The 22,789-nt window shown below is 40.7% G+C and carries 22 protein-coding genes; 9 read left to right on the forward strand and 13 right to left on the reverse strand.

Annotation, left to right across the window (positions count from 1 at the left end):
* Window positions 1-16: 16 nt before the first annotated feature.
* Window positions 17-1,243: an ABC transporter permease gene (locus AC1XUO_RS01650; protein WP_483328016.1), complete on the forward strand. Its 1,227-nt coding sequence runs from the start codon at window positions 17-19 to the stop codon at window positions 1,241-1,243.
* 61 nt (window positions 1,244-1,304) lie between these two features.
* On the forward strand, window positions 1,305-3,926 hold the full coding sequence (locus AC1XUO_RS01655) for a M1 family aminopeptidase (protein WP_483328017.1): 2,622 nt from the start codon (window positions 1,305-1,307) through the stop codon (window positions 3,924-3,926).
* A gap of 68 nt (window positions 3,927-3,994) precedes the next feature.
* On the opposite strand, the gene AC1XUO_RS01660 is transcribed toward AC1XUO_RS01655, so the two are convergent.
* The 6 genes from AC1XUO_RS01660 to rplU all read right to left on the reverse strand — a co-directional run bounded on the left by AC1XUO_RS01660 (window position 3,995) and on the right by rplU (window position 9,226).
* A complete protein-coding gene (locus tag AC1XUO_RS01660) occupies window positions 3,995-5,062 on the reverse strand; it encodes a substrate-binding domain-containing protein (RefSeq protein WP_483328018.1) in 1,068 nt (355 codons plus the stop codon).
* 467 nt (window positions 5,063-5,529) lie between these two features.
* Window positions 5,530-6,576, reverse strand: coding sequence for a 2Fe-2S iron-sulfur cluster-binding protein (locus AC1XUO_RS01665; protein WP_483328019.1), 1,047 nt, complete (start codon window positions 6,574-6,576; stop codon window positions 5,530-5,532).
* A gap of 31 nt (window positions 6,577-6,607) precedes the next feature.
* Entirely contained in the window at window positions 6,608-7,696 is a 1,089-nt protein-coding gene (locus AC1XUO_RS01670; protein WP_483328020.1) for a hypothetical protein, read from the reverse strand.
* An 81-nt stretch (window positions 7,697-7,777) separates the two neighbouring features.
* Entirely contained in the window at window positions 7,778-8,374 is a 597-nt protein-coding gene (locus AC1XUO_RS01675) for a NifU family protein (protein WP_483328021.1), read from the reverse strand.
* A 161-nt stretch (window positions 8,375-8,535) separates the two neighbouring features.
* On the reverse strand, window positions 8,536-8,829 hold the full coding sequence (gene rpmA, locus AC1XUO_RS01680) for a 50S ribosomal protein L27 (RefSeq protein ID WP_137340813.1): 294 nt from the start codon (window positions 8,827-8,829) through the stop codon (window positions 8,536-8,538).
* Window positions 8,830-8,914: 85 nt separating this feature from the next.
* On the reverse strand, window positions 8,915-9,226 hold the full coding sequence (gene rplU / locus AC1XUO_RS01685; protein WP_483328022.1) for a 50S ribosomal protein L21: 312 nt from the start codon (window positions 9,224-9,226) through the stop codon (window positions 8,915-8,917).
* A 338-nt stretch (window positions 9,227-9,564) separates the two neighbouring features.
* On the opposite strand from rplU, the gene AC1XUO_RS01690 reads away from it, so the two are divergent.
* The 6 genes from AC1XUO_RS01690 to AC1XUO_RS01715 all read left to right on the forward strand — a co-directional run bounded on the left by AC1XUO_RS01690 (window position 9,565) and on the right by AC1XUO_RS01715 (window position 13,873).
* Window positions 9,565-10,215, forward strand: a complete 651-nt coding sequence (locus AC1XUO_RS01690) for a thioredoxin family protein (RefSeq protein ID WP_483328023.1) — start codon at window positions 9,565-9,567, stop codon at window positions 10,213-10,215.
* Between the two features lie 48 nt (window positions 10,216-10,263).
* Complete coding sequence (locus AC1XUO_RS01695) at window positions 10,264-11,166, forward strand: SMP-30/gluconolactonase/LRE family protein (protein ID WP_483328024.1); 903 nt, start codon at window positions 10,264-10,266, stop codon at window positions 11,164-11,166.
* Window positions 11,167-11,350: 184 nt separating this feature from the next.
* Window positions 11,351-12,037, forward strand: a complete 687-nt coding sequence (locus AC1XUO_RS01700; RefSeq protein ID WP_483328025.1) for a DUF1361 domain-containing protein — start codon at window positions 11,351-11,353, stop codon at window positions 12,035-12,037.
* A complete protein-coding gene (locus tag AC1XUO_RS01705; protein WP_483328026.1) occupies window positions 12,012-12,389 on the forward strand; it encodes a diacylglycerol kinase family protein in 378 nt (125 codons plus the stop codon). The genes AC1XUO_RS01700 and AC1XUO_RS01705 overlap by 26 nt, the downstream gene beginning before the upstream one ends.
* Window positions 12,390-12,396: 7 nt before the next feature.
* Window positions 12,397-13,545, forward strand: coding sequence for a hypothetical protein (locus AC1XUO_RS01710; RefSeq protein WP_483328027.1), 1,149 nt, complete (start codon window positions 12,397-12,399; stop codon window positions 13,543-13,545).
* Between the two features lie 31 nt (window positions 13,546-13,576).
* A complete protein-coding gene (locus AC1XUO_RS01715) occupies window positions 13,577-13,873 on the forward strand; it encodes a winged helix-turn-helix domain-containing protein (RefSeq protein WP_235148909.1) in 297 nt (98 codons plus the stop codon).
* Window positions 13,874-13,946: 73 nt separating this feature from the next.
* Here AC1XUO_RS01715 and AC1XUO_RS01720 read toward each other — a convergent pair whose 3' ends face one another.
* Complete coding sequence (locus AC1XUO_RS01720) at window positions 13,947-14,459, reverse strand: DUF2911 domain-containing protein (RefSeq protein ID WP_483328028.1); 513 nt, start codon at window positions 14,457-14,459, stop codon at window positions 13,947-13,949.
* A 99-nt stretch (window positions 14,460-14,558) separates the two neighbouring features.
* Between AC1XUO_RS01720 and recG the strand changes: the two genes are divergently transcribed.
* Window positions 14,559-16,679: an ATP-dependent DNA helicase RecG gene (gene recG, locus AC1XUO_RS01725; RefSeq protein ID WP_483328029.1), complete on the forward strand. Its 2,121-nt coding sequence runs from the start codon at window positions 14,559-14,561 to the stop codon at window positions 16,677-16,679.
* A 67-nt stretch (window positions 16,680-16,746) separates the two neighbouring features.
* Here recG and AC1XUO_RS01730 read toward each other — a convergent pair whose 3' ends face one another.
* The 6 genes from AC1XUO_RS01730 to AC1XUO_RS01755 all read right to left on the reverse strand — a co-directional run bounded on the left by AC1XUO_RS01730 (window position 16,747) and on the right by AC1XUO_RS01755 (window position 22,597).
* The gene (locus AC1XUO_RS01730; RefSeq protein ID WP_483328030.1) at window positions 16,747-18,090 is read right to left on the reverse strand and encodes an FGGY-family carbohydrate kinase; all 1,344 of its coding nucleotides are present in this window, start codon (window positions 18,088-18,090) and stop codon (window positions 16,747-16,749) included.
* A gap of 146 nt (window positions 18,091-18,236) precedes the next feature.
* Window positions 18,237-18,932 carry a GDSL-type esterase/lipase family protein gene (locus tag AC1XUO_RS01735; RefSeq protein WP_483328031.1) on the reverse strand — a complete coding sequence of 232 codons (696 nt, stop codon included), beginning with the start codon at window positions 18,930-18,932 and terminating at the stop codon, window positions 18,237-18,239.
* A gap of 92 nt (window positions 18,933-19,024) precedes the next feature.
* Window positions 19,025-19,717: an outer membrane beta-barrel protein gene (locus AC1XUO_RS01740; protein WP_483328032.1), complete on the reverse strand. Its 693-nt coding sequence runs from the start codon at window positions 19,715-19,717 to the stop codon at window positions 19,025-19,027.
* A 9-nt stretch (window positions 19,718-19,726) separates the two neighbouring features.
* On the reverse strand, window positions 19,727-20,389 hold the full coding sequence (locus tag AC1XUO_RS01745) for a hypothetical protein (RefSeq protein WP_483328033.1): 663 nt from the start codon (window positions 20,387-20,389) through the stop codon (window positions 19,727-19,729).
* A 198-nt stretch (window positions 20,390-20,587) separates the two neighbouring features.
* Complete coding sequence (locus tag AC1XUO_RS01750; protein WP_483328034.1) at window positions 20,588-21,898, reverse strand: TolC family protein; 1,311 nt, start codon at window positions 21,896-21,898, stop codon at window positions 20,588-20,590.
* 36 nt (window positions 21,899-21,934) lie between these two features.
* A complete protein-coding gene (locus AC1XUO_RS01755) occupies window positions 21,935-22,597 on the reverse strand; it encodes an ABC transporter ATP-binding protein (protein WP_235148899.1) in 663 nt (220 codons plus the stop codon).
* Window positions 22,598-22,789: the final 192 nt, after the last annotated feature.

A 22,789-nucleotide genomic window follows, 5' to 3' on the forward strand; every position in this document is an offset into this window, starting at 1 on the left:
ACAAGCGTAACTGACAATGAATTTTTCGTATAGAATTGCCATTCGCTATTTTTTTTCCCGTAACAAGCGTAGTTTCATCAGTGTGATCGCACGTATTGCTATGGCTGGCGTTGCAGTCGGCACAATGGCGATGGTGGTTGTTCTTTCTGTTTTTAATGGTATGGAAGAGCTTAACCGTAAAATGTTTAAAACTTTCGATGCTGACGTAACCGTTACACCCTCGGAAGGTAAACGTTTTACGGTTTCAGATTCGGTTTTAAAAATGGTTAAATCGGTGGATGGCGTTCAGTTAATTACGCAGGTCATTGAAGACAATGCGCTGGCGCGTTATGGAAATCAGCAAACGATTGTCAAACTGAAAGGTGTTGACAGTACTTTTTCCCGACGCGGCCAGTTGGATACTGCTTTAATTGAAGGCTCTCTAAACCTGTATGGAGGCAACGGAACCCCTTTTGCCGTCATTTCGGAAGGCGTCAGAAATGCGCTGACCATATCGCTTGAAGATATTTTGACGCCACTTGAACTTTGGTATCCCAGAACAGGAACCAAAACACTAAACCTTACTTCCACGGAAGCTTTCAACCAGACAGTTATTCGTCCGGGTGGCGTTTTTTTTATTGAAAGCAGGTATGACGATTATGTCATTGCTCCGCTTCCAATCGTTGATGCGCTTCTGCAATACAATGGGCAGCGCTCTTCCCTTGAAATAAAAACAGCACCAGGTTTTACGGAAAAACAGGTTGCCAAAGCGCTTAGAGAAAAATTAGGCAACAAATTTATAGTTCGCGACCGTGATGCGATGAACGCAGATCTCCTTCGTGCGATCCGTGTTGAAAAGTTGTTCGTATCTGTTACGCTTTCCTTTATTATTTTAGTAGCAGCCATTAATATCTTCTTTTCACTTAGTATGCTGGCTATTGAAAAGAAGAAAGATGTGTCGATGCTTTATGCACTTGGCGCAACACCTTCGTTAATCAGAAAAATATTTCTTGCTGAAGGTGCCATAGTTGCACTTTCTGGCGCGATTGTTGGAATCATTTTTGGAGTTTTGATTTGCTGGCTTCAAATTAGTTATGGATTTGTGTCTATGGGCATGACGACAGCGCTTGTAGATGCCTATCCTGTTAAATTAATATGGCAGGATATATTCTTTACCGGTGTCATCATCGTTATCATAACCCTGGCCGTTTCGTACATCCCGGCTCGCCGCGCAGCTATGTCCGGGCAGAGATCCGCCGTCTGACAGAACAGCCGATAAATAAATAATTCGACTTAATACCAAACACTTGACTAAATTCAAATTTATGTCCAAACCAGAAGCAGGAATGACCGGAAAGAAAATGAACGTATCGATGCGTAACGGTTTCTGCAATTTTTTTGGAATAGCACTTTTGTTTGCCGCTTTTAGTGTAGATGCAAAAGATCATCATAGTGAAATAGATACGCTTTATAGAAGAAATCCCGGCGTGATTTCAAAACAAGGGCCATATCGCCCCGTCCGGACTTTAAAACATGACCTTATTCATACGCGGCTCGATGTTGAATTTGACTGGTTACGCCAACAGGTCCATGGTTCGGCTGTAATATCATTCAAGCCCCATTTTTATCCGCAAAACACTATTGAACTGGATGCGAAGGGATTTGATATAAAAGGAATTTCTCAGCTGGACACTCTACATGATTTTGGCTCTGCGTCTACAAAGGATATCAACAGTCGGACGCTAAAAAAGCTCGATTACACTTACGATAAGCGCAAGATAACGATCAAGCTTGGAAAGGAATATACGGCCAAAGATACGCTCTATATAAAAGTTGATTACGTTGCGAAGCCAAACGACTTACCAAGAGATCAGCAGGATGACAATCCGAACGATAAAGGTTTGTATTTCATCAATGCAGACGGGCAGGAAGAAGGTAAGCCGAAACAAATCTGGACGCAGGGAGAAACCGCAGGAAGTTCATGCTGGTTTCCTACTATTGATTCCCCAAATGTGAAATTCACGCAGGATGTTTATATCACGGTTGATAGTACTTATAAAACATTGTCAAACGGTTTGCTGATTTCTCAGGAACCTGATCAAAGCGGGCAGCGTACAGATCACTGGAAACAAACAGTTCCACATGCGCCTTACCTGACTATGCTCGCTGTCGGTGATTATGCGATTGCTACGGATATGATGCCGAACGGACTTGAACTTAGCTATTATGTTGAGCCAAAATACGGCGGAGATGCACACGCGATTTTTGGTAGAACGCCTGAAATGATGGCATTTTTCTCCAATATTTTTGGCGTTGAATATCCCTGGGAAAAGTACGCGCAAATTGTTGTCCGTGATTTTGTTGCGGGTGCAATGGAAAACACAACGGCTACGGTACATGAGGAAGGAGTTCAAACAGATGCCCGTTCGATCCTGGATGGAAATTCAGACGCCGTTATCGCGCATGAGCTGGCCCACCACTGGTTTGGGGATTATGTTACGGCGGAAGAATGGGGTCAACTTCCCTTGAATGAATCTTTTGCCAATTATTCCGAATATCTATGGAGCGAATACTATATTGGAAAAAACGAAGCGGACTGGCAGAATTTGCAAGAATTGAAACAGTATCTGACAGAGGCTGAAACAAAGCAGGTGCCACTGATACGATATTTTTACAAAGACGCGGAAAATATGTTCGACAGTCACTCTTATGCAAAAGGAGGCCGAATCTTGCATATGCTGCGGAAATATGTCGGCGATGAGGCTTTTTTTAAATCTCTTCAAAATTATTTAAAAACGCATGCTTTGGGCACAGCAGAAATCAATGACCTGCGCATGTCTTTTGAAAAAGTAACTGGTGAAGATTTAAACTGGTTTTTTGACCAGTGGTTCTTACGCCCGGGTCATCCGGTTTTGAAAATCAAACAGGACTATTCTACCACGACAAATAAAGTCCAGCTGAAAGTGACGCAGGCGCAGGACACGCTGGCGACTACGGTTTACAGATTACCATTGAAAGTAGATGTTTGGACCGGCGGCAAAAGAAACCGTTATGATGTTGTAATTGACAAAGTGAATCAGACGCTGGAATTCCCATCCGCTAAAAAACCGGATCTGGTTATTTTTGATGCAGAATCTCAACTTCTGGCCAACATTGAACAAGACAAAGACCGTCCTGAACTGGTTTATCAGTATAACCACTCGCAGCAGTTTTTACCAAAATATGAAGCACTTGCTGCACTTGAAGGAAAACTTCAGGATTCGACGGCCCGGAATGTGCTGATAAAAGCAATGACTGATCCGTTCTGGAAACTGCGTCAAATGGCAATTTCAAATTTTGCCGAGTATGATGGAGAAGGCTTTGCAGACATAGAAAAAATTATTCAGAGCCGTGCACGCTCTGACCGCCATCCACAAGTACGAGCGGAAGCCATTATTACACTGGCTTCTTTTGGAGACAATAACAATGATCCGGTTTTTCGTGAGGCATTAAGCGATAGTTCTTATCAGGTTGTTTCTGTGGCGCTGGATAAATATCTTGTTGGGCGGCCTTCAGACGCAAATGATGTGGCTGCGCAATTTGAGGATTCGCCGAATGACGCCATTGTAACCTCCGTTGGTAATTATTATGCAGGACTCGCTCAACCTGAACGTTATGACTGGTTTTTAGAAAAAATGAAGCGCATGAAAGCGAGTGAGAAATATAATTTCTTGCAGGTTTTCGGAAAATATCTGATCAAGTCGAAACAGGATGTTCAGCGCCAAAGTATTCCGGTGCTTGAAGGTATGGCAAGGAACAGTCCGTCTTATTTTGTACGATTTGGAGCTTATCAGGCACTTGGTTTGCTGACCGACATTCAAGGCGTACCGGCGATCAGAAAAGATATTCGTGCGAAAGAAACTGAGCCAAAGCTTAAAGAAATGTATACGCAGTTTGGCGAGTTTTGATTCGAAAATTTGTAAACAAAAAATGGGAATCTGACAATCAGGTTCCCGTTTTTCGTTTATATCAACTATTATTTTTCCGGATCGAGGTAGTATTCCAGGTTTTCCTGTGTAATAATATCCAGCGGTAAGAACTTGATCGGCAGGATGTCTTTTTTGAAAACGAGGTGATTTGCCAGTTGATAAATACCCCAGTATCCTTGCCCCAACGGATTTTGGTTGATTAGAAAATCAATTAATCCAAGATTTAAATAACTCAGATTTTGAGGAATCAAATCATAACCAACCAATTTTATATGGTCAATTTTTTTCTTTTCAAAATATTGCGCTATCGCAAAAGCTTTGGAGTTGGTAACATAAATTGCCCTCAGATTCTGCTCTTTGCGTAATAACTGATCCATGTTCTGATCAAATTTATCATTCTCTGCAAAATCCAGCTCCGCGCCAATTACCCGGTATTTATCTGTCAGATTCTTTTTGACGAAATAGTCTTTAAAACCTTGTTCCTTCGTGATCAGGTGAGCAGAGTTTGGCAAGTCCTCGTCGATATGCAAAACCACCATCGAACATTTTTCAGGCAAACCAAAGCTTAATATTTTAGCCGCTAAAAACCCGCTCTGGTAAGAATCCTGACCTATATAACAAAGTGGATTAATGTTTGAGATCTGGGTATTAAAGAGCACATAGGGAATCTTCAATGCTTCCCACTCTTCGAAAAACGGCAGCACTTCTTTGTAAAACAAAGGAGCAACCAAAAGTCCGTCGGGATGTTCCTTACTTGCGAGTTTTGCTTTTTCTATGAAGGAATTAACATCATGCGGATCGAACGTAAAGCGGGTAATCGAAATACCATATTGCCTTAGTTCTTTTTCTGCCTTCGCAATTCCGTGTTCAGGAGCCTCCCAGTATGGATCCGATTTTGGGTCGGGGACAAGTGCAATAAAACTATAAGTGCGTTGTGTTTTCAACGATTGAGCCAGAAAATTGGGCTCATAATTCATTTCCTTTATGATTTTTAATACTCTTTCACGCACATCTTCTGCAACCCTTCCCCGGTTATGCAAAACCCTGTCTACCGTTCCTTTGGATGTTTCGGCCCGTTCGGCAATATCTTTTATTCGAACAATCTTTTTTTTCACTGTGTCAACGCTAACGAACGGGAATATACCCGGTTTTTCATTTGTATAAAAATAATACAATCAAAATATCACGCGTCAAAATCTTAGTTACTGGTCAACCAGTTGGTAAAACAATAAAATTTCAACAGATATTTAAATATTTTTTAGGTTTTAAATAACGCTATAACATATTTACAAATCTAACCACTTATAGGTACAAAAACGTATGTGCACGAACACATCCCGAAAAAAATCATGCGTGTTCGAACACTTTTATAAGAAAACTCTTGCTTGGTAACGTATTACAAGTAATTTTGCATTAGATAAAAATATAAAAAGAAAATTTGTCCAACTGAAACGACGACGTTATTTCAGGCACTTACTTTCTGATTGTATTACTATTCCTAAACTCTTATAAAAATACCCACTAGTTCTAGACTCTTGAACCTGACGTGCAGAAGGCAACTTCTGCACGTTTTTTGTTTACATCACAGCATTTCAATCAGCACATTTTCGCTTTGCGGATAAGCTGTACAGGTCAGAATCCATCCCTGCGAGAGATCTGCGTCTGTCAAAACATCGTTGATTGTCATAAACACTTGTCCTGATCTGCAAATACCGGCGCATGTCGCACAAATCCCACCTTTACAGCTATATGGTAAATGAATGCCAGAATCGAGCGCAGCCTGAAGAATGGTCTTATCTACCGGAACATGCAAATCATATCTTTTACCTTTAAAAATCAGTCGCACATCCTGTGCAATTTCTACTCTTGGCTCCGAAGGTGGGTTTCTGATCACAAAATTTTCCCTGCGAATCTGATCTTTTTGAAAATGCAAATAGTGCAGCGTGATCTCAACCGAGCGCATCAGCTCAAAAGGCCCGCAAATAAAAAATTTCGCTTTGTTTTTGTCATGAACCAGCGACTTGCCGATCATTTGTTCAAGCCGGGTATTGTTGATCCTCCCGCGGATACCGTTCCATTCGTCAGAAGGCTGGCTGTGAATATGAATCACTTTTAACCTTGCAGGAAATTGATGTTGCCAATCCAGAATATGGTCCCAGAACAGGGTGTGGTTTTGACTTCTGTTTGCATAAATTAATGTGACAACACTTTCTTTTTCGGTAATAAGCGCTTGTTTTAAAATGGAAAAAAGTGGTGTAATTCCGCTTCCTGCGCCAATCAGTACAATATCTCTCGGTTCTCCTTTGGATATCTCTAAAATGAACCGACCGGAGGGCGGCAAACATTTAAAAACGTCACCTTCCTCAACATGATCCAGCCAGAAACGCGATATCTCTCCATTCGAAATCCTTTTCACAGTAATGGCAGGAAACGCATCTACTTCCGGTGCAGAGCTCATTGAATAAGAACGACGTACTTCATGACCGTGCATGTCAATCAAAAATGTCAGAAATTGTCCAGCTGAATAATTTAGCTTTTCACCATCTGTTCGCTCGAAGACAAATGTTTTAACATTGAATTTTTCAATAATTATATTTCTTACCCGTAAAAAAATGAGTGAATCGGACATAGAAAATTTAAGGCATTAATTATTAAAATTACTAAGACTCTGTTTCCAAAGAACTCCACAAAACTTCATATTCTGCAAGTAATGTCCAGCAATGTGCTTCGCAAATCCAATGCATGTGAAACAAAGGAGAATTTGAGAAACGGTATAAAATAGAATTTTCGTAGGCCGTTAATAAGCCTGCGATAAAAAAGTAAAACCCGTCAAATTCTTTTGAAGTAAACTCTTCAACCGCAATACGTTCTGTTCTGACCCCCAATCTCATTAATGATGTTGACAAGATAACTTTGTCCATTGGGCTCACAGTTTTCGTAAGCAAACGTCCCGTGTCGGTTATCAATTTCGTTTTTACATCCATTAACTCAACAGGATTAAATGCAGCGATAAAGCGGAAAACGTGGTAAATGATCAGAGAAGTGCGCGGATATTGATGTGCGCAACGGAAGGGTTCATGTAAATAGCGATCTGTTTCAATTACCGAGCGAATGTATTGAAGGCTTGCTTCATCATGTTCGTTCAAAGGCAGTTCATATTTAAAAACACAATACAGCATATTACAAAGTACACTGACATCGAACTCAATATACATATTCTTCCCAAACCAGGTTGAATATGCTTTCAAGCGTTTGTACTCAGGATAAGTGTTTTTAATCCATTGTTTTGACCCGTTTGCATGTAATTGTAATTTCTGTTTTAACCAGGATAATTCATCTGAAGATGGCGTTGTTGTCAGATAAACAAATGCGGTATCATCAATATCGTCGGGAATTCTGAAATGTTCAAAACGATGAAAAATGTTCCCGTTTGGAAAGTGCCGGGATGGCTTTGTTTTCCAGAAATTATAGGTTTTTAAACCATCTTTGTTTTGAAAATCAGGGTAGTTTTTGACGACTTTTTCACAAATTCTGTCAACTATTAAAGTCTGCTCAGAAGTGAGTTTGCCACGAATTGATTGCAGCGTAAAGCAAATAATTGCTGAAAAAAAAATCGTTGTATCCGCCCTTTTGTAACCTGCTAGTTTATTGGTTCGGTATGCAGGAAATATTCCGGAAGGAAAATACCGATCTCCATCTGATTGAAGAGCGTCAATTTTTTCAATAAAGGATTCTATATTTTCATTCATCAACGGAAAACTAACCAATTACCACAAAAAAAGAAACCCTGCCGGTAAGACAAGGTTTCATTTATATATTTTCAGAAACGATTAAACGCCTTCTGCAACCACTTCCTTAACGTCAGGAACCATTCTGGTAAGCAGGTTTTCAATACCCGCTTTTAAGGTTAAAGTAGATGAAGGACATCCACTGCACGATCCTTGCAAAAGCACTTTAACCCTACCCGTTTCCTCATCAAACGAATGAAAATTGATTGCTCCTCCATCCGACTCAACTGCCGGACGAACGTATGTATCCAAAGCTGCTTTTATTTTTTGAACCGTATCGGAATCTCTTGAATCAACGATCAGTGTATTTTTCTCGATGGTTTTTTCGAAAAATACAGGATGATTTTCTTCGAAATATATTTTTATAAATTGCTTGGTGTCGCGTAGAACTTCTTCCCATGCAATATCCTCACTCTTTGAAATCGTAATGAAATTACTCGCAATAAATACTCTTTTTACATGAGGAAACTGAAAAAGATCTCCCGCCAAAGGAGAACCACTACCCTCTTCCATGGTCGATGCAAGCGAAGGATAATCAAATGAAAGCCCTTCGGGAACCAATTCGAAATTCAAAACGAATTTCATAGAATTAGGGTTCGGGCTTAATTCTGTATATACAAATACGGGACGTTTTAACATGGTATTCAATAATATCTGGTATAGGACAATTCTTTCGATCCTTGCTTAGAACACTGGTTTTTATATTTTGGTTTAAACCAATCCAAATAAAAACAAAAACCCGCCGGATTACTCCTGCGGGTTTTTGAAATCTCTTACGGACTTAGCCGAAAATCTTTTGACTATGCTTCTGCAACAACTTCAACCGGAGCAGCTGCAACCGCGATAGGTTCGATGTGAACGAAAGATTTGTTAAGACGTGTTTTACGGAAAACAACATGTCCTTCAACCAAAGCAAACAAAGTATGGTCACGACCGATACCTACGTTATTACCTGGATTGTGTTTTGTTCCGCGCTGACGAACAAGAATATTTCCTGCTTTCGCGTGCTCACCGCCGAACAATTTAACACCAAGACGCTTACTTTCTGATTCACGTCCGTTTCTTGAGCTACCTACACCTTTCTTATGTGCCATGATATCTTACTTTTTTGTTTTTTCGATGATTGTGAATAAGCTGCAATTCCTGAAAATCTCAGCCGCAGCGGAATACCGCCTTTAATTAAGCTACGATTTCGTCAATGCTGATCTTAGTCAAATACTGACGGTGACCATTCTTAACTTTGTAACCCTTACGTCTCTTCTTTTTGAAGACGATCACTTTTTCACCTTTCAGGTGTTCAAGTATCGTAACTTTTACAGAAGCACCTGCTACTGTAGGAACACCTACTTGTACTGCGCCTTCGTTGTCAACGAGTAGGACTTTTTCAAACACAAGAGCAGCGTTCACGTCACCTTCAAGCCTATGCGTGAAGATTTCGCGACCCTTTTCAACTTTAAATTGCTGACCTGCGATTTCTACGATTGCGTACATGATAATAATTTATGATAAACTGATATTCAAAAACGAGGTGCAAAGATATGCAGATATCCACAGAATCACAATGCTTTAAAGTAAATTTCCTGCACCCTATGGAAAAATAAATTACTTCTTATTACCATTTGGAGCAGCGGCTTGTTGGAAACCCGAATAATTAGGTAAATTCGTACGTTCTAGAAGTAGTTCGATCCAACCTGAATATTGGATTGTAAATACCTTAAATCAGGTTAATGAAGACACTTTTGTTTTCATTAACAATAGATAACATTTCATTCGGTTACTTTTACATTTTCTAACGTCATGAGCATTGAATGAATACTAAATTTATAAAGATGAGACTCATTTTGTGGATTTCTCTTATTGCCGTTACAGGCGTTGCCTCGTTTGCATCTATCCACTTTCCTTCAACAAAGGACGGTAAAAGTGAAATTTTTCAAGCAGGCGGTTATCAGATCGGCGATATTGTCGGAAATTTCAGCCTGAAAAATGTTGATGGAAGAATGATCTCACTCTCTGATTTCAGTGCTTCCAAAGGAATTATTGTTGTTTTTACCAGCAATCATTGTCCTTTTGCCAAAGCTTATGAAGATCGCATTATTGCGCTAAATAATAAATATGCGTCTCAGGGATTTCCGGTTGTTGCCATTAATCCCAGCGATCCGGGAACGCATATGGACGACTCATTTGACAAAATGAAAGAACGTGCGTCTTCGAAGGGATATAATTATCCATACCTGGCTGATGAATCTCAGGCTGTTGCGAAGGCTTTTGGCGCAGCGCGTACGCCGCAAGTGTATGTTTTGTCAAAAAGCAATGGCAAATTCACTTTGCGGTATATGGGTATGCTTGATGATAACCCACAGGACCCGGCTGGTGCAAGTAAATTTTATGTGGATGAAGCGGTCAGCAATTTAATTTCCGGCAAACCAGTCGTAACAATGTCTACCAAACCTATTGGTTGCGCAATTAAATGGAAAAATTAAATTCATTTTAATCGAATCAATACCAAGGTAATTTTTTAGTTTTAGCGCATGAAAAACCTCTCCTATCCCCTGTCCCTGACACTGCTTTTTTTAAGCGTTATTTCCTTTGCCCAAAATAGCAAAAAGTTTTCTGCAGAAGGTGAATTTACTGCCAATTGCGAAGGACCGGCCGTTGACTCCGAAGGAAATGTCTATGCGGTGAATTTTGCGAGGGATGGTACAATTGCTCAAATGAACAAAAAAGGGAAATCTGGTTTTTTTGTGACCTTACCAAAAGGGAGCACTGGAAACGGCATTCGTTTTGCAGATAAGAATACATTTTTCGTAGCCGATTTTACAGGTCATAATATTTTGAAGGTTGACATTATAACGAAAAATATCACCGTCTTCGCTAATGAGCCCAGCATGAATCAGCCAAACGATCTGGCGATAACAAAAAGCGGAAATATTTTCTGCTCGGATCCGAACTGGAAAGAAGGAACAGGGCAAATCTGGCACGTATCTCCACAAGGAAAAACCAGGCTTGTTGCCGAAAAAATGGGTACCACAAATGGTATTGATATCAGTCCCGATGAAAAAACTCTTTATGTCAACGAGAGCGTTCAGCGAAATGTCTGGGCATTTGATCTGGCGACGGACGGCAGTTTATCAAACAAACGCCTGATCCATACTTTTGCAGATGGCGGAATGGACGGAATGCGCTGCGATATTCTGGGCAATTTATACATCGCCCGTCACGGAAAAGGTGAAGTTGCCGTTTTGTCCCCGGAAGGAAAAGTTCTTCACACGATTACTACCATTGGCAAAAAAGTTTCCAATATATGTTTTGGAGGAAAAAATGGAAAAACGTGCTACATCACATTGCAGGACCGCGGTTGCCTGGAAACATTTAAAGCACCAACAGCCGGCAGAGAATGGAAGATGATGGAAGAGTTTTCAGCTAAGAAATAAAATTTTTCCCTTTTTAATATATGACCCGATCAGGATATTTTCCTGGTCGGGTCATTGTTTTTAGCACTTTTTGAAATACCAGGATTCGGATAAAAGCAGGCTTTGAAGATAAATTATCTTTGAAGATTTGAATAAGTCAACATTTATCTATTTACTTTGCAATACAAAGTACTTTATATAAAATATGATATTAGAAAAACTACTCCGCTATTTCAAAGGAAATCATAAAATTGCGCTCCTCGCGCTGGTTTCCGCCTCTTCGTTGATACTGCTGTTTTTCAGGATATTAACCACACGACATCTTGGATTCGCTTTTCTTCCCTGGAATTTATTTCTTGCCTGGATTCCGCTATTTTATATCAAATGGGTATGGGAAAAAGAATTGTCAAAACCTCAACCGATCTGGCTATTGGCGATACACCTAAGTATCTGGTTATTATTTTTCCCCAATGCACCCTATATCATCACCGACCTGTTACATCTCAGAGCGACACCTGAGGATATGATCTGGTTTGACGCATTAATGATTTTCACATTTGCTGTTTCAGGATTTCTAACCGGACTGTACTCAATCAGGATCGTACACCGGCTGATTACCTATCGCTTCAATCAACAAGCTGCCTGGTTTTTCGTTGCAGGATCTATGTTTCTGAGTGGCTTTGGGGTTTTTCTGGGAAGATATGGGCGGTGGAACAGTTGGGATATCATTACACAACCCATGTCTTTGGCGCGTGGTATTTTGTATAGTATGAAAGATCCTTTCGCCATAAAACATACCTTCACGTTTTCGTTCGTGCTGATGTTGTTGTACTTTGCGTTCCATATTTTCGCAGAACTTAAAAGAAATGAGTCAACCCATAAATATTCGTAAAGCGCTTAAAAGTTTCCGTTATGCCGGCGTCGGCATGTACGATCTGTTCCGGCAGGAAAACAATGCGAAGATCCATTTAATTGCTGCTGCACTGATTGTTATTGCAGGTTTCTGGTTTAGTCTTTCCGTAACAGAATGGTGCATTATCATTATCCAGGTCGCCCTGGTGTGGTCAGCAGAAGCATTTAATACAGCCATTGAAAAACTCGCTGATACGGTTACGTCGGATTACCATCCTTCCATCAAAATCGTCAAGGATGTAGCTGCGGCTGGTGTTTTGATCCTGGCTATTTCAGCAGTTATCGTAGCAGCTATAATCTTTTTCCCTAAAATTTGGATGTGCCTGAATTAATATTTTAATGTCCGAACCAGATTTCAACATGTCATCAAATCAGGAGTCTTTACATACCTTGAATGAAATCCGCGACCTGATGGAGCGGTCAAATAAGTTTTTGTCATTAAGCGGATTAAGTGGTGTATTCGCCGGCGTCTTTGCTCTCATCGGCGCAGCGGTGGCTTACGTACGTTTAAAAACCGACTGGTTTACGCAAAGTTTTTCTTCTTACGACAACACCAATGCACTCAGTCAAAGTGAGGTTATCCGCTTTTTGCTTCTTGACGGATTTCTTGTTTTATTCCTTTCTCTGGCCTTTGGTATATTTCTAACCATTCGAAAAAGCCAGAAAAAAGGTTTTCAGGTCTGGAATAAAAATTCCCGCCGGTTGGTTTTGAGTATGATGATCCCGCTGGTAACAGGTGGGGTATTTTGCCTGGCAGTGCTTTCCTATGGTTATATCTGGCTCGTTTTGCCGGCAACACTGATTTTTTATGGTCTTGCTCTGGTTAACGCAAGCCGCTACACCTGGCCGGAGGTTTTCTACATGGGAATTTTTGAAATTTTTATCGGCTGTCTCGCCCTGTTCTTTACCGGGTTTTCATTGCTATTCTGGGCAATTGGTTTCGGAGTATTACATATCGTTTATGGTTTTGCCATGTATAATAAATATGACCGTGAAGGAGAAAAGACCGTTAGTACATCAAAAAAAGGCGGCATCGTAACGATTCTCTTTATTCTTTTCGGAGCGTCATTTTGCCACGCGCAGATCTCCACGCCAATCGCAATTCCGATTGACAGTACGGCTAGAAAGTGGTATGATAAAGAAACTATTTATCTGCAAGGCAGTAACAGTTTTATCAAGAATAACATTATTTATAAAGGACAAAGTGCCATCAAGAGAGAGTTCATGATTTCTCCGGGTGGTATGCAATTGTATCTGAGTTCAAGAAAGAAAAGAAATATTGCGTTGGTAATATCTCTTGCCGGTTCGGCGGGGTCCATTGCTTCTTTGATAACAGGCAACCGGGATGCATTAAGAAAGTTTTTCTGGGTTTCTTTGGGGACAGGCCTGGCCTCTACGATCATCACAGCACAGGCCAACAATGAGCGCGACCAGGCAGTATGGCTGAGAAATCGTGACGCACTACTTTTTATGGAAGTCAACAAGTAGTTAAAAAATGACTTCATAACTTGCAGGCAGGATGGAATGGTTAGAGAAATTTAATAAAGTTTTTGAAAGTAAAATTCGCCTTGGACTGATGTCGGTCCTAGTGGTTAATGATGCCGTAAGTTTTAATGAATTAAAGGAATTGCTTCAGCTTACTGATGGCAACCTTGCGTCACACTTAAAAGCATTGGAAGAAATAGAATACATTCTTGTTCAAAAACAGTTTTTAGGAAGAAAGCCAAATACTACATACAAAGCAACCGAAGCTGGTCAGAAAGCTTTCACAGACCACCTGCAAGTATTGGAAAATATGATTCGCTCCAATATGTGAGTGATCATTTCAAAGTTTACCCATAAAAAAAGCAGAGCGTGAAGGCTCTGCTTTTTAGTTACGTGGTGTTATTTTAGAATTTCATAGGAACTGAGAATCCAGCTTTATCCCATTGAAAATCAAGTTTGCTATCTGTAACAGTGAAAGTAAGTTTTTCCTGAGAAGTTGGATATGTCTTTGCAGGAACAGTAACTTTCAAAACATCTTTTCCTTTAATTTCTTCATACTTATACGCACCCCATTGCTTCAATTCGCTATTCAGGATAAGCGTCCATTCTTTTTCAGTAGGAATAGCAAACAAAGAATAAGTACCCGCTTTTACAGGTTTGCCAGCAAATTTGCCGTCTTTCTTGAAAGTGATCTCGGTTGCGTTATTCGCTCCGATCCTCCAAACTTTACCATATTTTTCTAAGCCCTCAGAACCTTCTTTTCCAAAAACAACGCGTCCGCGTTTTGATGGCTGTCCGTAAGCAACAGAAACATTCTGACTTTCTGCTGTAATTCTTGGACTGTCAGGCGCTTTTTGTGCCGATGCAAACGTAAATCCTACTAATGTTAAGAATAAAGTGAAAAATGTTGCTTTCATAAATTTGGTTAAGATGATGGTTGTTATTTTGACTAACGAAATACGCAATTCAAAAGTTGTTAATCAAGTGATTTAGTTCAAATTTCGTACTTTTGGAAAATGAGTTCCGGAGCACAAATACCAGTACGTAACAATTTCTTCGATACTAAAATCGAATTCCTCAAAGGCGTTGGCCCGCAAAGAGCGGCTTTGCTCAACCAGGAATTGGGGATTTTTACTTATGGCGATTTACTTCAGCATTATCCATTTCGCCATGAAGACAGAACCATCTTTCACCGGATCAGCCAGTTAACAGAAGTGATGCCGGCAGCCCAAATCAAAGGCAGGCTTAGAGAGTGGGCAATTGTTGGGGAAGGAGGCAAAAAACGTCTTGTCGGACAATTTACGGACGGTACCGGGACCATGGACCTCGTTTGGTTTCAAAGCATAAATTATTTCGAAAAATATCTTCGTCCGAATGGTGAATATATCGTCTATGGAAAACCCGTGTTGTTTGGTTCCAAATGGAGTATTACGCACCCGGAGATCGAATTATTGACGCCGGACAATGAAAAAGGCGGCTACTGGCAACCAGTTTATCCGCTTACAGAAAAACTTCGCAGGAAATTTGTTGATAGTAAGGCGATCACCAAAATGATCACCAATCTTCTGGAAATTGCCAGACCCTACATTCGGGAAACTTTACCGGAAAACCTGGTTCAGAAATATCGGATGGTCACGAAATCTGACGCGCTTTTTAATCTTCATAATCCACAAAGTCAGGCCTGGCTTCACCAGTCTCAGCGACGACTAAAATTTGAAGAATTGTTTTACAATCAGTTCAGGCTGATCAAAAACAAGCTTCTTCATAAGACAGAATTTCCCGGACTTGTCTTTACCAAAACGGCTCTGCTGAAAGAATTTTATGACAATCATCTGCCTTTTGAATTAACGGGAGCGCAGGTTCGCGTGCTGCATGAAATCCGTGAAGATCTGAAAACGGGTAAGCAAATGAACCGCCTGCTGCAGGGCGATGTGGGTTCGGGAAAAACAATCGTTGCTTTCATCACAATGCTCTTGGCTCTGGATAATGATGCACAAGCCTGTTTAATGGCACCGACGGAAATCCTGACGGATCAGCATTACCAGGGGCTGAAACAATTTGCAGACTTGCTGGGCGTGAATATCGGCAAACTCACCGGTTCTACAAAAAAGAAAGACCGGGAAGTGATTCATGAACAGCTGCTGGACGGCTCCATGCAGATCATCGTGGGCACCCATGCTTTGATTGAAGATATTGTCCAGTTTAAAAATCTTGGGCTTTGTGTTATTGACGAACAACACAGGTTTGGCGTGGCGCAACGAAGCAAATTATGGGCGAAAAATAAATCCACAAATCCGCACATGCTGGTGATGACGGCAACGCCGATACCCCGAACGCTGGCGATGACCCTTTATGGAGATCTGGATATTTCTGCGATCAATGAATTGCCGGCCGGAAGAAAGCCGATCAAAACCGTTCACCGATACGACGCACACCGCCTTTCTGTTTTTGGCTTTTTAAAAGATGAAATCGCGAAAGGACGGCAGGTTTATATGGTTTATCCGCTGATCGAAGAATCTGAAAAACTGGATTTGAAGGATCTCATGGATGGTTACGAAAGTGTTTCCCGTGCTTTTCCGGATGTTCCACTGAGCATACTGCATGGCAAAATGAAGCCCAAGGACAAAGACTTTGAAATGGCTCGTTTTGTAAAAGGCGAAACGAAAATAATGGTGGCAACCACCGTTATTGAAGTGGGCGTGAATGTTCCTAATGCGTCGGTAATGGTCGTTGAGAATGCGGAACGTTTTGGTTTATCACAGCTTCATCAGCTACGTGGACGTGTTGGCCGGGGTGCCGAGCAATCTTACTGTATTTTAATAACGGATTATAAAATCAGCAAGGAAACAAAACTCAGGCTCGAAACCATGTGCAGAACAAACGATGGCTTTGAAATCGCTGAGGTTGATTTGCAACTTCGTGGTCCGGGAGATATTTCCGGAACGCAGCAAAGCGGACTGATGGATTTGTTGATTGCTAATCTTGCGCAGGATGGGGAAATTTTAAAAGCAGCCAGAATTTCAGCAGAAGCGATTTTAAATACGGATCCTGATTTACTAACACCCGAAAATGCCCCGATTCGGAATCACATTAATAACATGCGGAAGGAGGAAACGAACTGGAGTCGGATTAGTTGATAGATACTAAAACTAAATAGCGGGATTCTGCAAAACCAGAATCCCGCTATTTTTTATCAAAAACTATCTAAGCTACAACTTCCAGGATCTCATTTATAAACTCAAATGACTGAGGACGTGTAACATGAAGTGCCGCACCAAGCGAAGTGGCATAAGGCAGATCAGTTGCATAAACTTTATGCTCAGGGAAATTTCGCGCTACAAGTCTGGTAAAGATCTCATTTTTCGAAAATCCACCATCAATATAAATTGCCTGTACTTCGTTTATACCAATCAGGTTCAAGGAAACGGTCAGCATATCGGTAAGTCCTTTCAATAAATGGTGATATGCAGCTTCCGGAGTAGCAAAAGCGCTCACTTGCCATTCCTTTGTGTTTGCTTCCGGGAACGGCCCGTTTCCAGTCATGCAGGCAGCATAAAATTTGGGTGTATCTGCTTTTAAAATATCTTCGTTGAAGGCCACTTTCTTGTAAAAATCACCATCAACATGGAAATAATCAGCAATTCTTTTTACCTGAAAATCATGTTCTCGGCCCATAAAAAGACGGGAAGTAGTCACCCCGCTTCCTTCCGGAGTCAGGTAATTCATACAATCCCGGTCGAGCTGCTGAGATGTTAACGGCTTAGAATAAAACGGGTTAAAATTGATACACCAGGTCCCTGTTGACAAAAGAACAAACGGCTTTTTGACAGCCATCCGGTATGGTACCAACGCAGAAGAGCTATCATGCAAACCAAATCCTGACTGAATCGCTTTTTCACCGTCACGATAGATGAAAGAGGACGATGCAAGTACCGGAGGAAGTTTTTTCTGAATCGCTTCATTCTTCACCCAGTCATGATAATCCCACATCTCAAAACTCCAGAGTGCTGTATGACAACCTATTGATGTGTAATCACTCGCTTTTCTACCAGTCAACAGATAAAGAATATATTGGGGCAAATGCAGCGAAGAAACAATCTTGGCATAAACTTCCGGTTTGGTATATTTCAGCCAGTAGAGCTGCATACCCGAATTTAACATGCCCATTGGTGGTGAACCCGTTTGAAGAGCAATTCTCGTCGGGTCGCCATGAGTGCTGTAAAATTGGTTTAATAAAGACTCAGGTAGCGGTTTTAAATAAGAATATAACGGTGTGACCGGTTTGTTACTAGCATCCAAATGCACCAAACTTGCGCCATAAGCAGCCGCGTTCACAGCCTGGATCTGATATTTAGGATTATTTTTCAGATCAGCCCAACGCTCCTGAACCCATTCGGTAAGAAGTTCAATGTTCTCTGTTGGAAATCCATCCTCATCCGTAGTTTCCGGAAGTGATTCCGTAACTTCTTCAATTATCTGATACTTTTCATCAAAAAGTACATACTTTTTATTGGTCCTGCCAATATCAAAAACCGCCGTTACTTTCATTATTTTGAATGCGCTATCACTTTTAATCTACGGAAACCTATTTTTTCGGTTAATATAGTGACTTTACTTTAAAAGCTATACCCCTAACCTGACTTTTTAAAATCTTACTTATTCAACGAATAGCTTAATGCCGGAAGATCAGTTTTCTACTTCGATGTTTCAAGAATCGGTTTCAAAACTGTTGTCCAACGACGATATCCCTCTTCGTTCATATGCAGGCTGTCATCTAAAAATATTGTACCATCTGGTCTTCCGTCCTTCATCATCACCGGCCAAATATCAATATACTCATGACTGCGGTCGGTTTTTATAAAATCCTGAATCAGCTTATTGGCCTTCTCGACATCCTGACGTTTATTCCAGCGGGATGGTGACGGCTTTAACGACACACCATAAATTTTTGCATCCGGTTCTTTGTCGTGAATGATTTTGGTAAGTGTCACATAAGCATCGCGCACCTGCTCAGGAGATTTAGGTTTGCTGCCAAACATATCATTTTCACAATAAATGACTACTGTTTTAGGGTGATATTTAAGGATCGTCTGATCGGCATAATGAATCACTTCCGGTAAAGTTGAACCGCCGAAACCGCGGTTGATAATGGGTAAAGGAGCAAGATCTTTTGCAGCATTCGTCCATTTGGTAAATGTTGAGCTTCCTGCCAGCACGATTCCTCCGGGTTCAGGCATCTTTTCAGCATCCTTTTTCTCAAATTCTTTAATGGCACTTTCGGAGCGGCCGAGTGGATAATCGGGTGTCCATGGTTGAGCTATGGATGTAAAATTTGGCTTGTGGCATGAAGAAATTAACAACACGCCAAGGAGAACAAGATATTTTTTCATTAAAAAGAAAAAAACGATAGATACCCAAAGAAGGCGTTTCTATCGTTTTTCTAATACTACCTTTTTAATTATTTATCAAATGTATGGCATTGTCATAAAAAGCGGCGCACTCCAAACCCTACGACCGGAAAACGGAATGACGGAGAAAATTGATAATTAAATGTTTTTTGCCGGGATGTATTATCACTGCTTTCAACACCGGATTTCAGATAGGAATAATCTACGCCAACAAAATCCGATAAGGCGATATTACCCGTAATCCACCATTTTTGGGACAATTTATAATATAATCCCGCACTTAAACCGGCTGAAAGTGACAACGTATTTATTTTGTTCTCCTCCAAAGCCGAACCATCGCGGCTAGTTTGATAAGTCTTTGAATTATCATAACGAGCATTAATCTCAGGTCCTGCATAAATCCCGACCTTCTCGTTAAAATGTTTGTAAAATTGCCAAAAATGCCCCACGCCTACCCCAAAACCGTTGATTCCATTTTTCTCTCTATTTATCGGATTCCCGTTAACATTGGTAAGGAAATTTTGCTTACTACCAGCTAATGACGTGCTGAGATTCCAGCCTGAAGCCCTCGTATTGGTCTTAAAATTACCCAGACCTATGTTGAAACTATAGCCGTAATTGTTGGAAGATTCTTGTAAATCGGGATCGGTGTTATTAAAATTAACAGACGCGGTTCCGGAAATAAATTTCTGGCCTTCCAACTGTGCAAACACCATCTGGGATGAAGCCAGGATGAGCAATGCAATTAAGTAATGTATATTTTTCATAACAGGATTTTAGTTTTTTTGAAGATACCAGGATGCTCTTACGGAAAAATAGCTGCTTAAATTGGTGGTCACAATCGAATTGAAATACACATTTTTAGATGTTGGCAGATGATTATAACCTGCTGAAAGTGACAAAAAATTCAGATCAGTTTCCAGAGCAAACCTTGGTGTTATCCAGTAGGAAATACCTGGCACCAGAAATATGCCGGCACCGTAGCCGTCTGTTTTTTTAACCTCGTCGTTACTTGAATTCTTGAAATGCATATAAGATAGACGTACCGAAGAATTTAAAAAGATTGCCCATTTTGGACTAAGCGATTTGTACTGTCTGATATATGGTGACAGGTTGTAAGCAATACTTGTGCCTTTATAAACAAAATCCTGGCCGGCATAGGTACTTTTGTTTTTGGAAAAAGCCATACTTGTACCAAAGCCAATTCCTATCATTCTGTTTTCTTTTACAAACTTCCCATACTGAAAAGAAGGATTCAGATTAAATACATCATACTTACTGTTATTATCACTCGCACTCGGCGTGTAATCAATAGCCCGATGTGTGCCATTAAAATTAATCGTTGCTCCAAGATACTTCGTACCCTGTTGAAGTTGTGCTTTGACAGGAATTGACAGCCATAGTAAACTGACAATTCCAAAAAGAAGAGTTTTTTTCATGACGTTAAATAGTTGGTTCAGCGGACAAGATAACCAAGATTATGTAACCGATGTAACTATTTAGTTTTTTTAACAAAAAATATAAAAAAAAGAGGCGAACGTTATGTCGCCTCTAAATACTACCGTACCAAAATTCACCTAACTAACTTTCTTAAAGAGGATTAATTCACACAATCCCAGCTGATAATTTTCTTCTGTTTAATAAATTCCTATCCAGGTGCCCTGGCGGTAAAATTGCAATAACCGTTGTTTCATCATGTATTCGTATCTCGCCTGGATCGCATTCGCCTGGGCTTTTCCAAGATTTGCTTTGGCGAGTGCATATTCAAAAATATTGGCGGTGCCGGCATTTAATTTACTTTCAACAACCGCAAAACTTGCAGTCAAAGATTCCGATTGTCCCTGCGCTGCGGCAAAACGGTCTGCTGTACTATTTACATCCAAAACGGCTAACTCAACAGATTGACGCAACATTTGTTTGGCAATATCAAACTGGTTCTGCGCCTGACGTTCCTGAACCTTGGCAAGTTCGACACGCGGCCGGGTAACCCATCGGCCCATAATCGGAATATTCAAACCAAGACTTAAAGAACCATTTCTTGTCGCATTCAGCTGATTGAAATAATCAAGGTTACGGTTTGTAGAAGCATAGAATGCGCCGATATTGGCACCCAAAGTAAGTGATGGAAAATTGTCAGCTTTAATTGATTTCACCAGGTAGGTAAAACTTTTCCGGCTCAATTCCGCAGCCTTTATTTCCGGAAATTGTTTCAAAGCATCCTGATAAACCGCTTCTGCATTTTTCGAATCGGCAGGCATTTCCATCGGATCCAATGCTGCAAAGTCAACCGAATCATCCGGCTCAATATTCATTCTCTGAAACAATGCCAGACGCGCCGTTTTGTAATTATTCAAAGCCGTCACCATATCAAATCTGTCGTTGGCGAGTTGCGCCTTTATTTCAAATAATGTGCTTTGCGCAGCCACACCGGCATTCAGCTGCTTTTCGACACGGTCGACCTGTTGCAAAGACGACTCAACTTGCTGAACAAATGATTCATATAACGCCCTTGTAGCCAGCACATTTACATAACCCTGCAAGAGCAGAATTGTTTGCGCATTCAAAACAGCCGTACGATTTTCCATCGCAGATTCTTTCAAAAGCTGATTTTGACGAATTTGATTCTGAATTTTAAATCCCTGAAAAATTGGCATTTGAAAACCCAATCCGATTGAATTATAGTTATAAAGCTCATCAATATACGCATTGGTATACTGGTCAATACTCCGGCCCAAATTCAAACTATGATTCGCTCCCAGATTTATTTGCGGGAAGATCTGAGACTTGGTTTGTCTTAATTGTGCCTGGGCCGCCTCTGCCTGAAGGTTTCCAGCCCGGTTTGTCAAATTGTTTTTCGACAAAAGTTCGACACATTCAGCCAGTGTCAGCACTTTTTGCGCCTGCAATAATCCGGGAAGCAGACAAAGGAATAATAATATTTTTTTCATGACTAATAGATAATTGATAGAGGATGGTGACTTATCTTATGCGAGCCAGCCATCTTTCAGCCGCACCACACGGTTTCCATATGTCGCGTTGGCTTCCGAATGCGTTACCTGAACAATGGTTACTTTATCCTCCTGATTGAGTTTTTGAAATAATTCCATGATCTCGACAGCTTGTTCCGAGTGGAGATTCCCGGTTGGTTCATCTGCGAAAATGACTTTTGGATTGTGAACGATGGCGCGTGCAACTCCTACCAACTGCTGCTGTCCGCCAGAAAGCTGATGTGGGAACAGATCTTTTTTTGCCACCATATTAAATCGGTCAAGCAATTCGGCAACGCGGCTTTTCCGCTCAGAACCCGAAACACCTTTGTAAAGCAAGGGCGTTTCGATGTTTTCATAAACAGTCAGCTCGTCGATCAGGTGATAGGCCTGAAACACAAATCCGATATGATGTCTGTGCAATTCTGTACGTTTCTTCTCAGTCAGTTTTTGAACCGGTTCATCAAGAAATAAATATTCTCCTTCTGACGGTTCTTCCAGCAATCCCAGAATGTGTAACAAAGTTGATTTCCCGGATCCTGATGGCCCCATGATGGAGACGAATTCACCCTCCTTGATATTAAGATCAATATGGCGCAAAACGTATGTTTTGCCGAAACCAGCCGGATAGTGCTTTGATATTTTTTCTAATTTGATCATTATGAATTTTGGTTTGAGATTTTTGATTCACAAGAATAAAGATATTTGAACTGTGTTTCTAAACCTCTTTTGTTTATTTAGTTTTCAAAAAGCCTTGCCAGAAATATTTATTTCTGTGAATCAACAGGTTACACAATATTCCAAATAAAAAACCGTCCGAAATCGTACAAAAGTGTACGGTTTCGAACGGTC

Source organism: Dyadobacter sp. HNCC25DJ186 (genome assembly GCF_056895235.1).

What these genes read in the sequence shown, in the direction of transcription:
- AC1XUO_RS01650 (WP_483328016.1), top strand. Translation starts at nt 17, where the DNA reads ATGAATTTTTCGTATAGAATTGCCATTCGCTATTTTTTTTCCCGTAAC.
- AC1XUO_RS01655 (WP_483328017.1), top strand. Translation starts at nt 1,305, where the DNA reads ATGTCCAAACCAGAAGCAGGAATGACCGGAAAGAAAATGAACGTATCG.
- AC1XUO_RS01665 (WP_483328019.1), bottom strand. Translation starts at nt 6,576, where the DNA reads ATGTCCGATTCACTCATTTTTTTACGGGTAAGAAATATAATTATTGAA.
- AC1XUO_RS01670 (WP_483328020.1), bottom strand. Translation starts at nt 7,696, where the DNA reads ATGAATGAAAATATAGAATCCTTTATTGAAAAAATTGACGCTCTTCAA.
- AC1XUO_RS01675 (WP_483328021.1), bottom strand. Translation starts at nt 8,374, where the DNA reads ATGTTAAAACGTCCCGTATTTGTATATACAGAATTAAGCCCGAACCCT.
- rpmA (WP_137340813.1), bottom strand. Translation starts at nt 8,829, where the DNA reads ATGGCACATAAGAAAGGTGTAGGTAGCTCAAGAAACGGACGTGAATCA.
- rplU (WP_483328022.1), bottom strand. Translation starts at nt 9,226, where the DNA reads ATGTACGCAATCGTAGAAATCGCAGGTCAGCAATTTAAAGTTGAAAAG.
- AC1XUO_RS01690 (WP_483328023.1), top strand. Translation starts at nt 9,565, where the DNA reads ATGAGACTCATTTTGTGGATTTCTCTTATTGCCGTTACAGGCGTTGCC.
- AC1XUO_RS01695 (WP_483328024.1), top strand. Translation starts at nt 10,264, where the DNA reads ATGAAAAACCTCTCCTATCCCCTGTCCCTGACACTGCTTTTTTTAAGC.
- AC1XUO_RS01700 (WP_483328025.1), top strand. Translation starts at nt 11,351, where the DNA reads ATGATATTAGAAAAACTACTCCGCTATTTCAAAGGAAATCATAAAATT.
- AC1XUO_RS01705 (WP_483328026.1), top strand. Translation starts at nt 12,012, where the DNA reads ATGAGTCAACCCATAAATATTCGTAAAGCGCTTAAAAGTTTCCGTTAT.
- AC1XUO_RS01710 (WP_483328027.1), top strand. Translation starts at nt 12,397, where the DNA reads ATGTCCGAACCAGATTTCAACATGTCATCAAATCAGGAGTCTTTACAT.
- AC1XUO_RS01715 (WP_235148909.1), top strand. Translation starts at nt 13,577, where the DNA reads ATGGAATGGTTAGAGAAATTTAATAAAGTTTTTGAAAGTAAAATTCGC.
- AC1XUO_RS01720 (WP_483328028.1), bottom strand. Translation starts at nt 14,459, where the DNA reads ATGAAAGCAACATTTTTCACTTTATTCTTAACATTAGTAGGATTTACG.
- recG (WP_483328029.1), top strand. Translation starts at nt 14,559, where the DNA reads ATGAGTTCCGGAGCACAAATACCAGTACGTAACAATTTCTTCGATACT.
- AC1XUO_RS01730 (WP_483328030.1), bottom strand. Translation starts at nt 18,090, where the DNA reads ATGAAAGTAACGGCGGTTTTTGATATTGGCAGGACCAATAAAAAGTAT.
- AC1XUO_RS01735 (WP_483328031.1), bottom strand. Translation starts at nt 18,932, where the DNA reads ATGAAAAAATATCTTGTTCTCCTTGGCGTGTTGTTAATTTCTTCATGC.
- AC1XUO_RS01740 (WP_483328032.1), bottom strand. Translation starts at nt 19,717, where the DNA reads ATGAAAAATATACATTACTTAATTGCATTGCTCATCCTGGCTTCATCC.
- AC1XUO_RS01745 (WP_483328033.1), bottom strand. Translation starts at nt 20,389, where the DNA reads ATGAAAAAAACTCTTCTTTTTGGAATTGTCAGTTTACTATGGCTGTCA.
- AC1XUO_RS01750 (WP_483328034.1), bottom strand. Translation starts at nt 21,898, where the DNA reads ATGAAAAAAATATTATTATTCCTTTGTCTGCTTCCCGGATTATTGCAG.
- AC1XUO_RS01755 (WP_235148899.1), bottom strand. Translation starts at nt 22,597, where the DNA reads ATGATCAAATTAGAAAAAATATCAAAGCACTATCCGGCTGGTTTCGGC.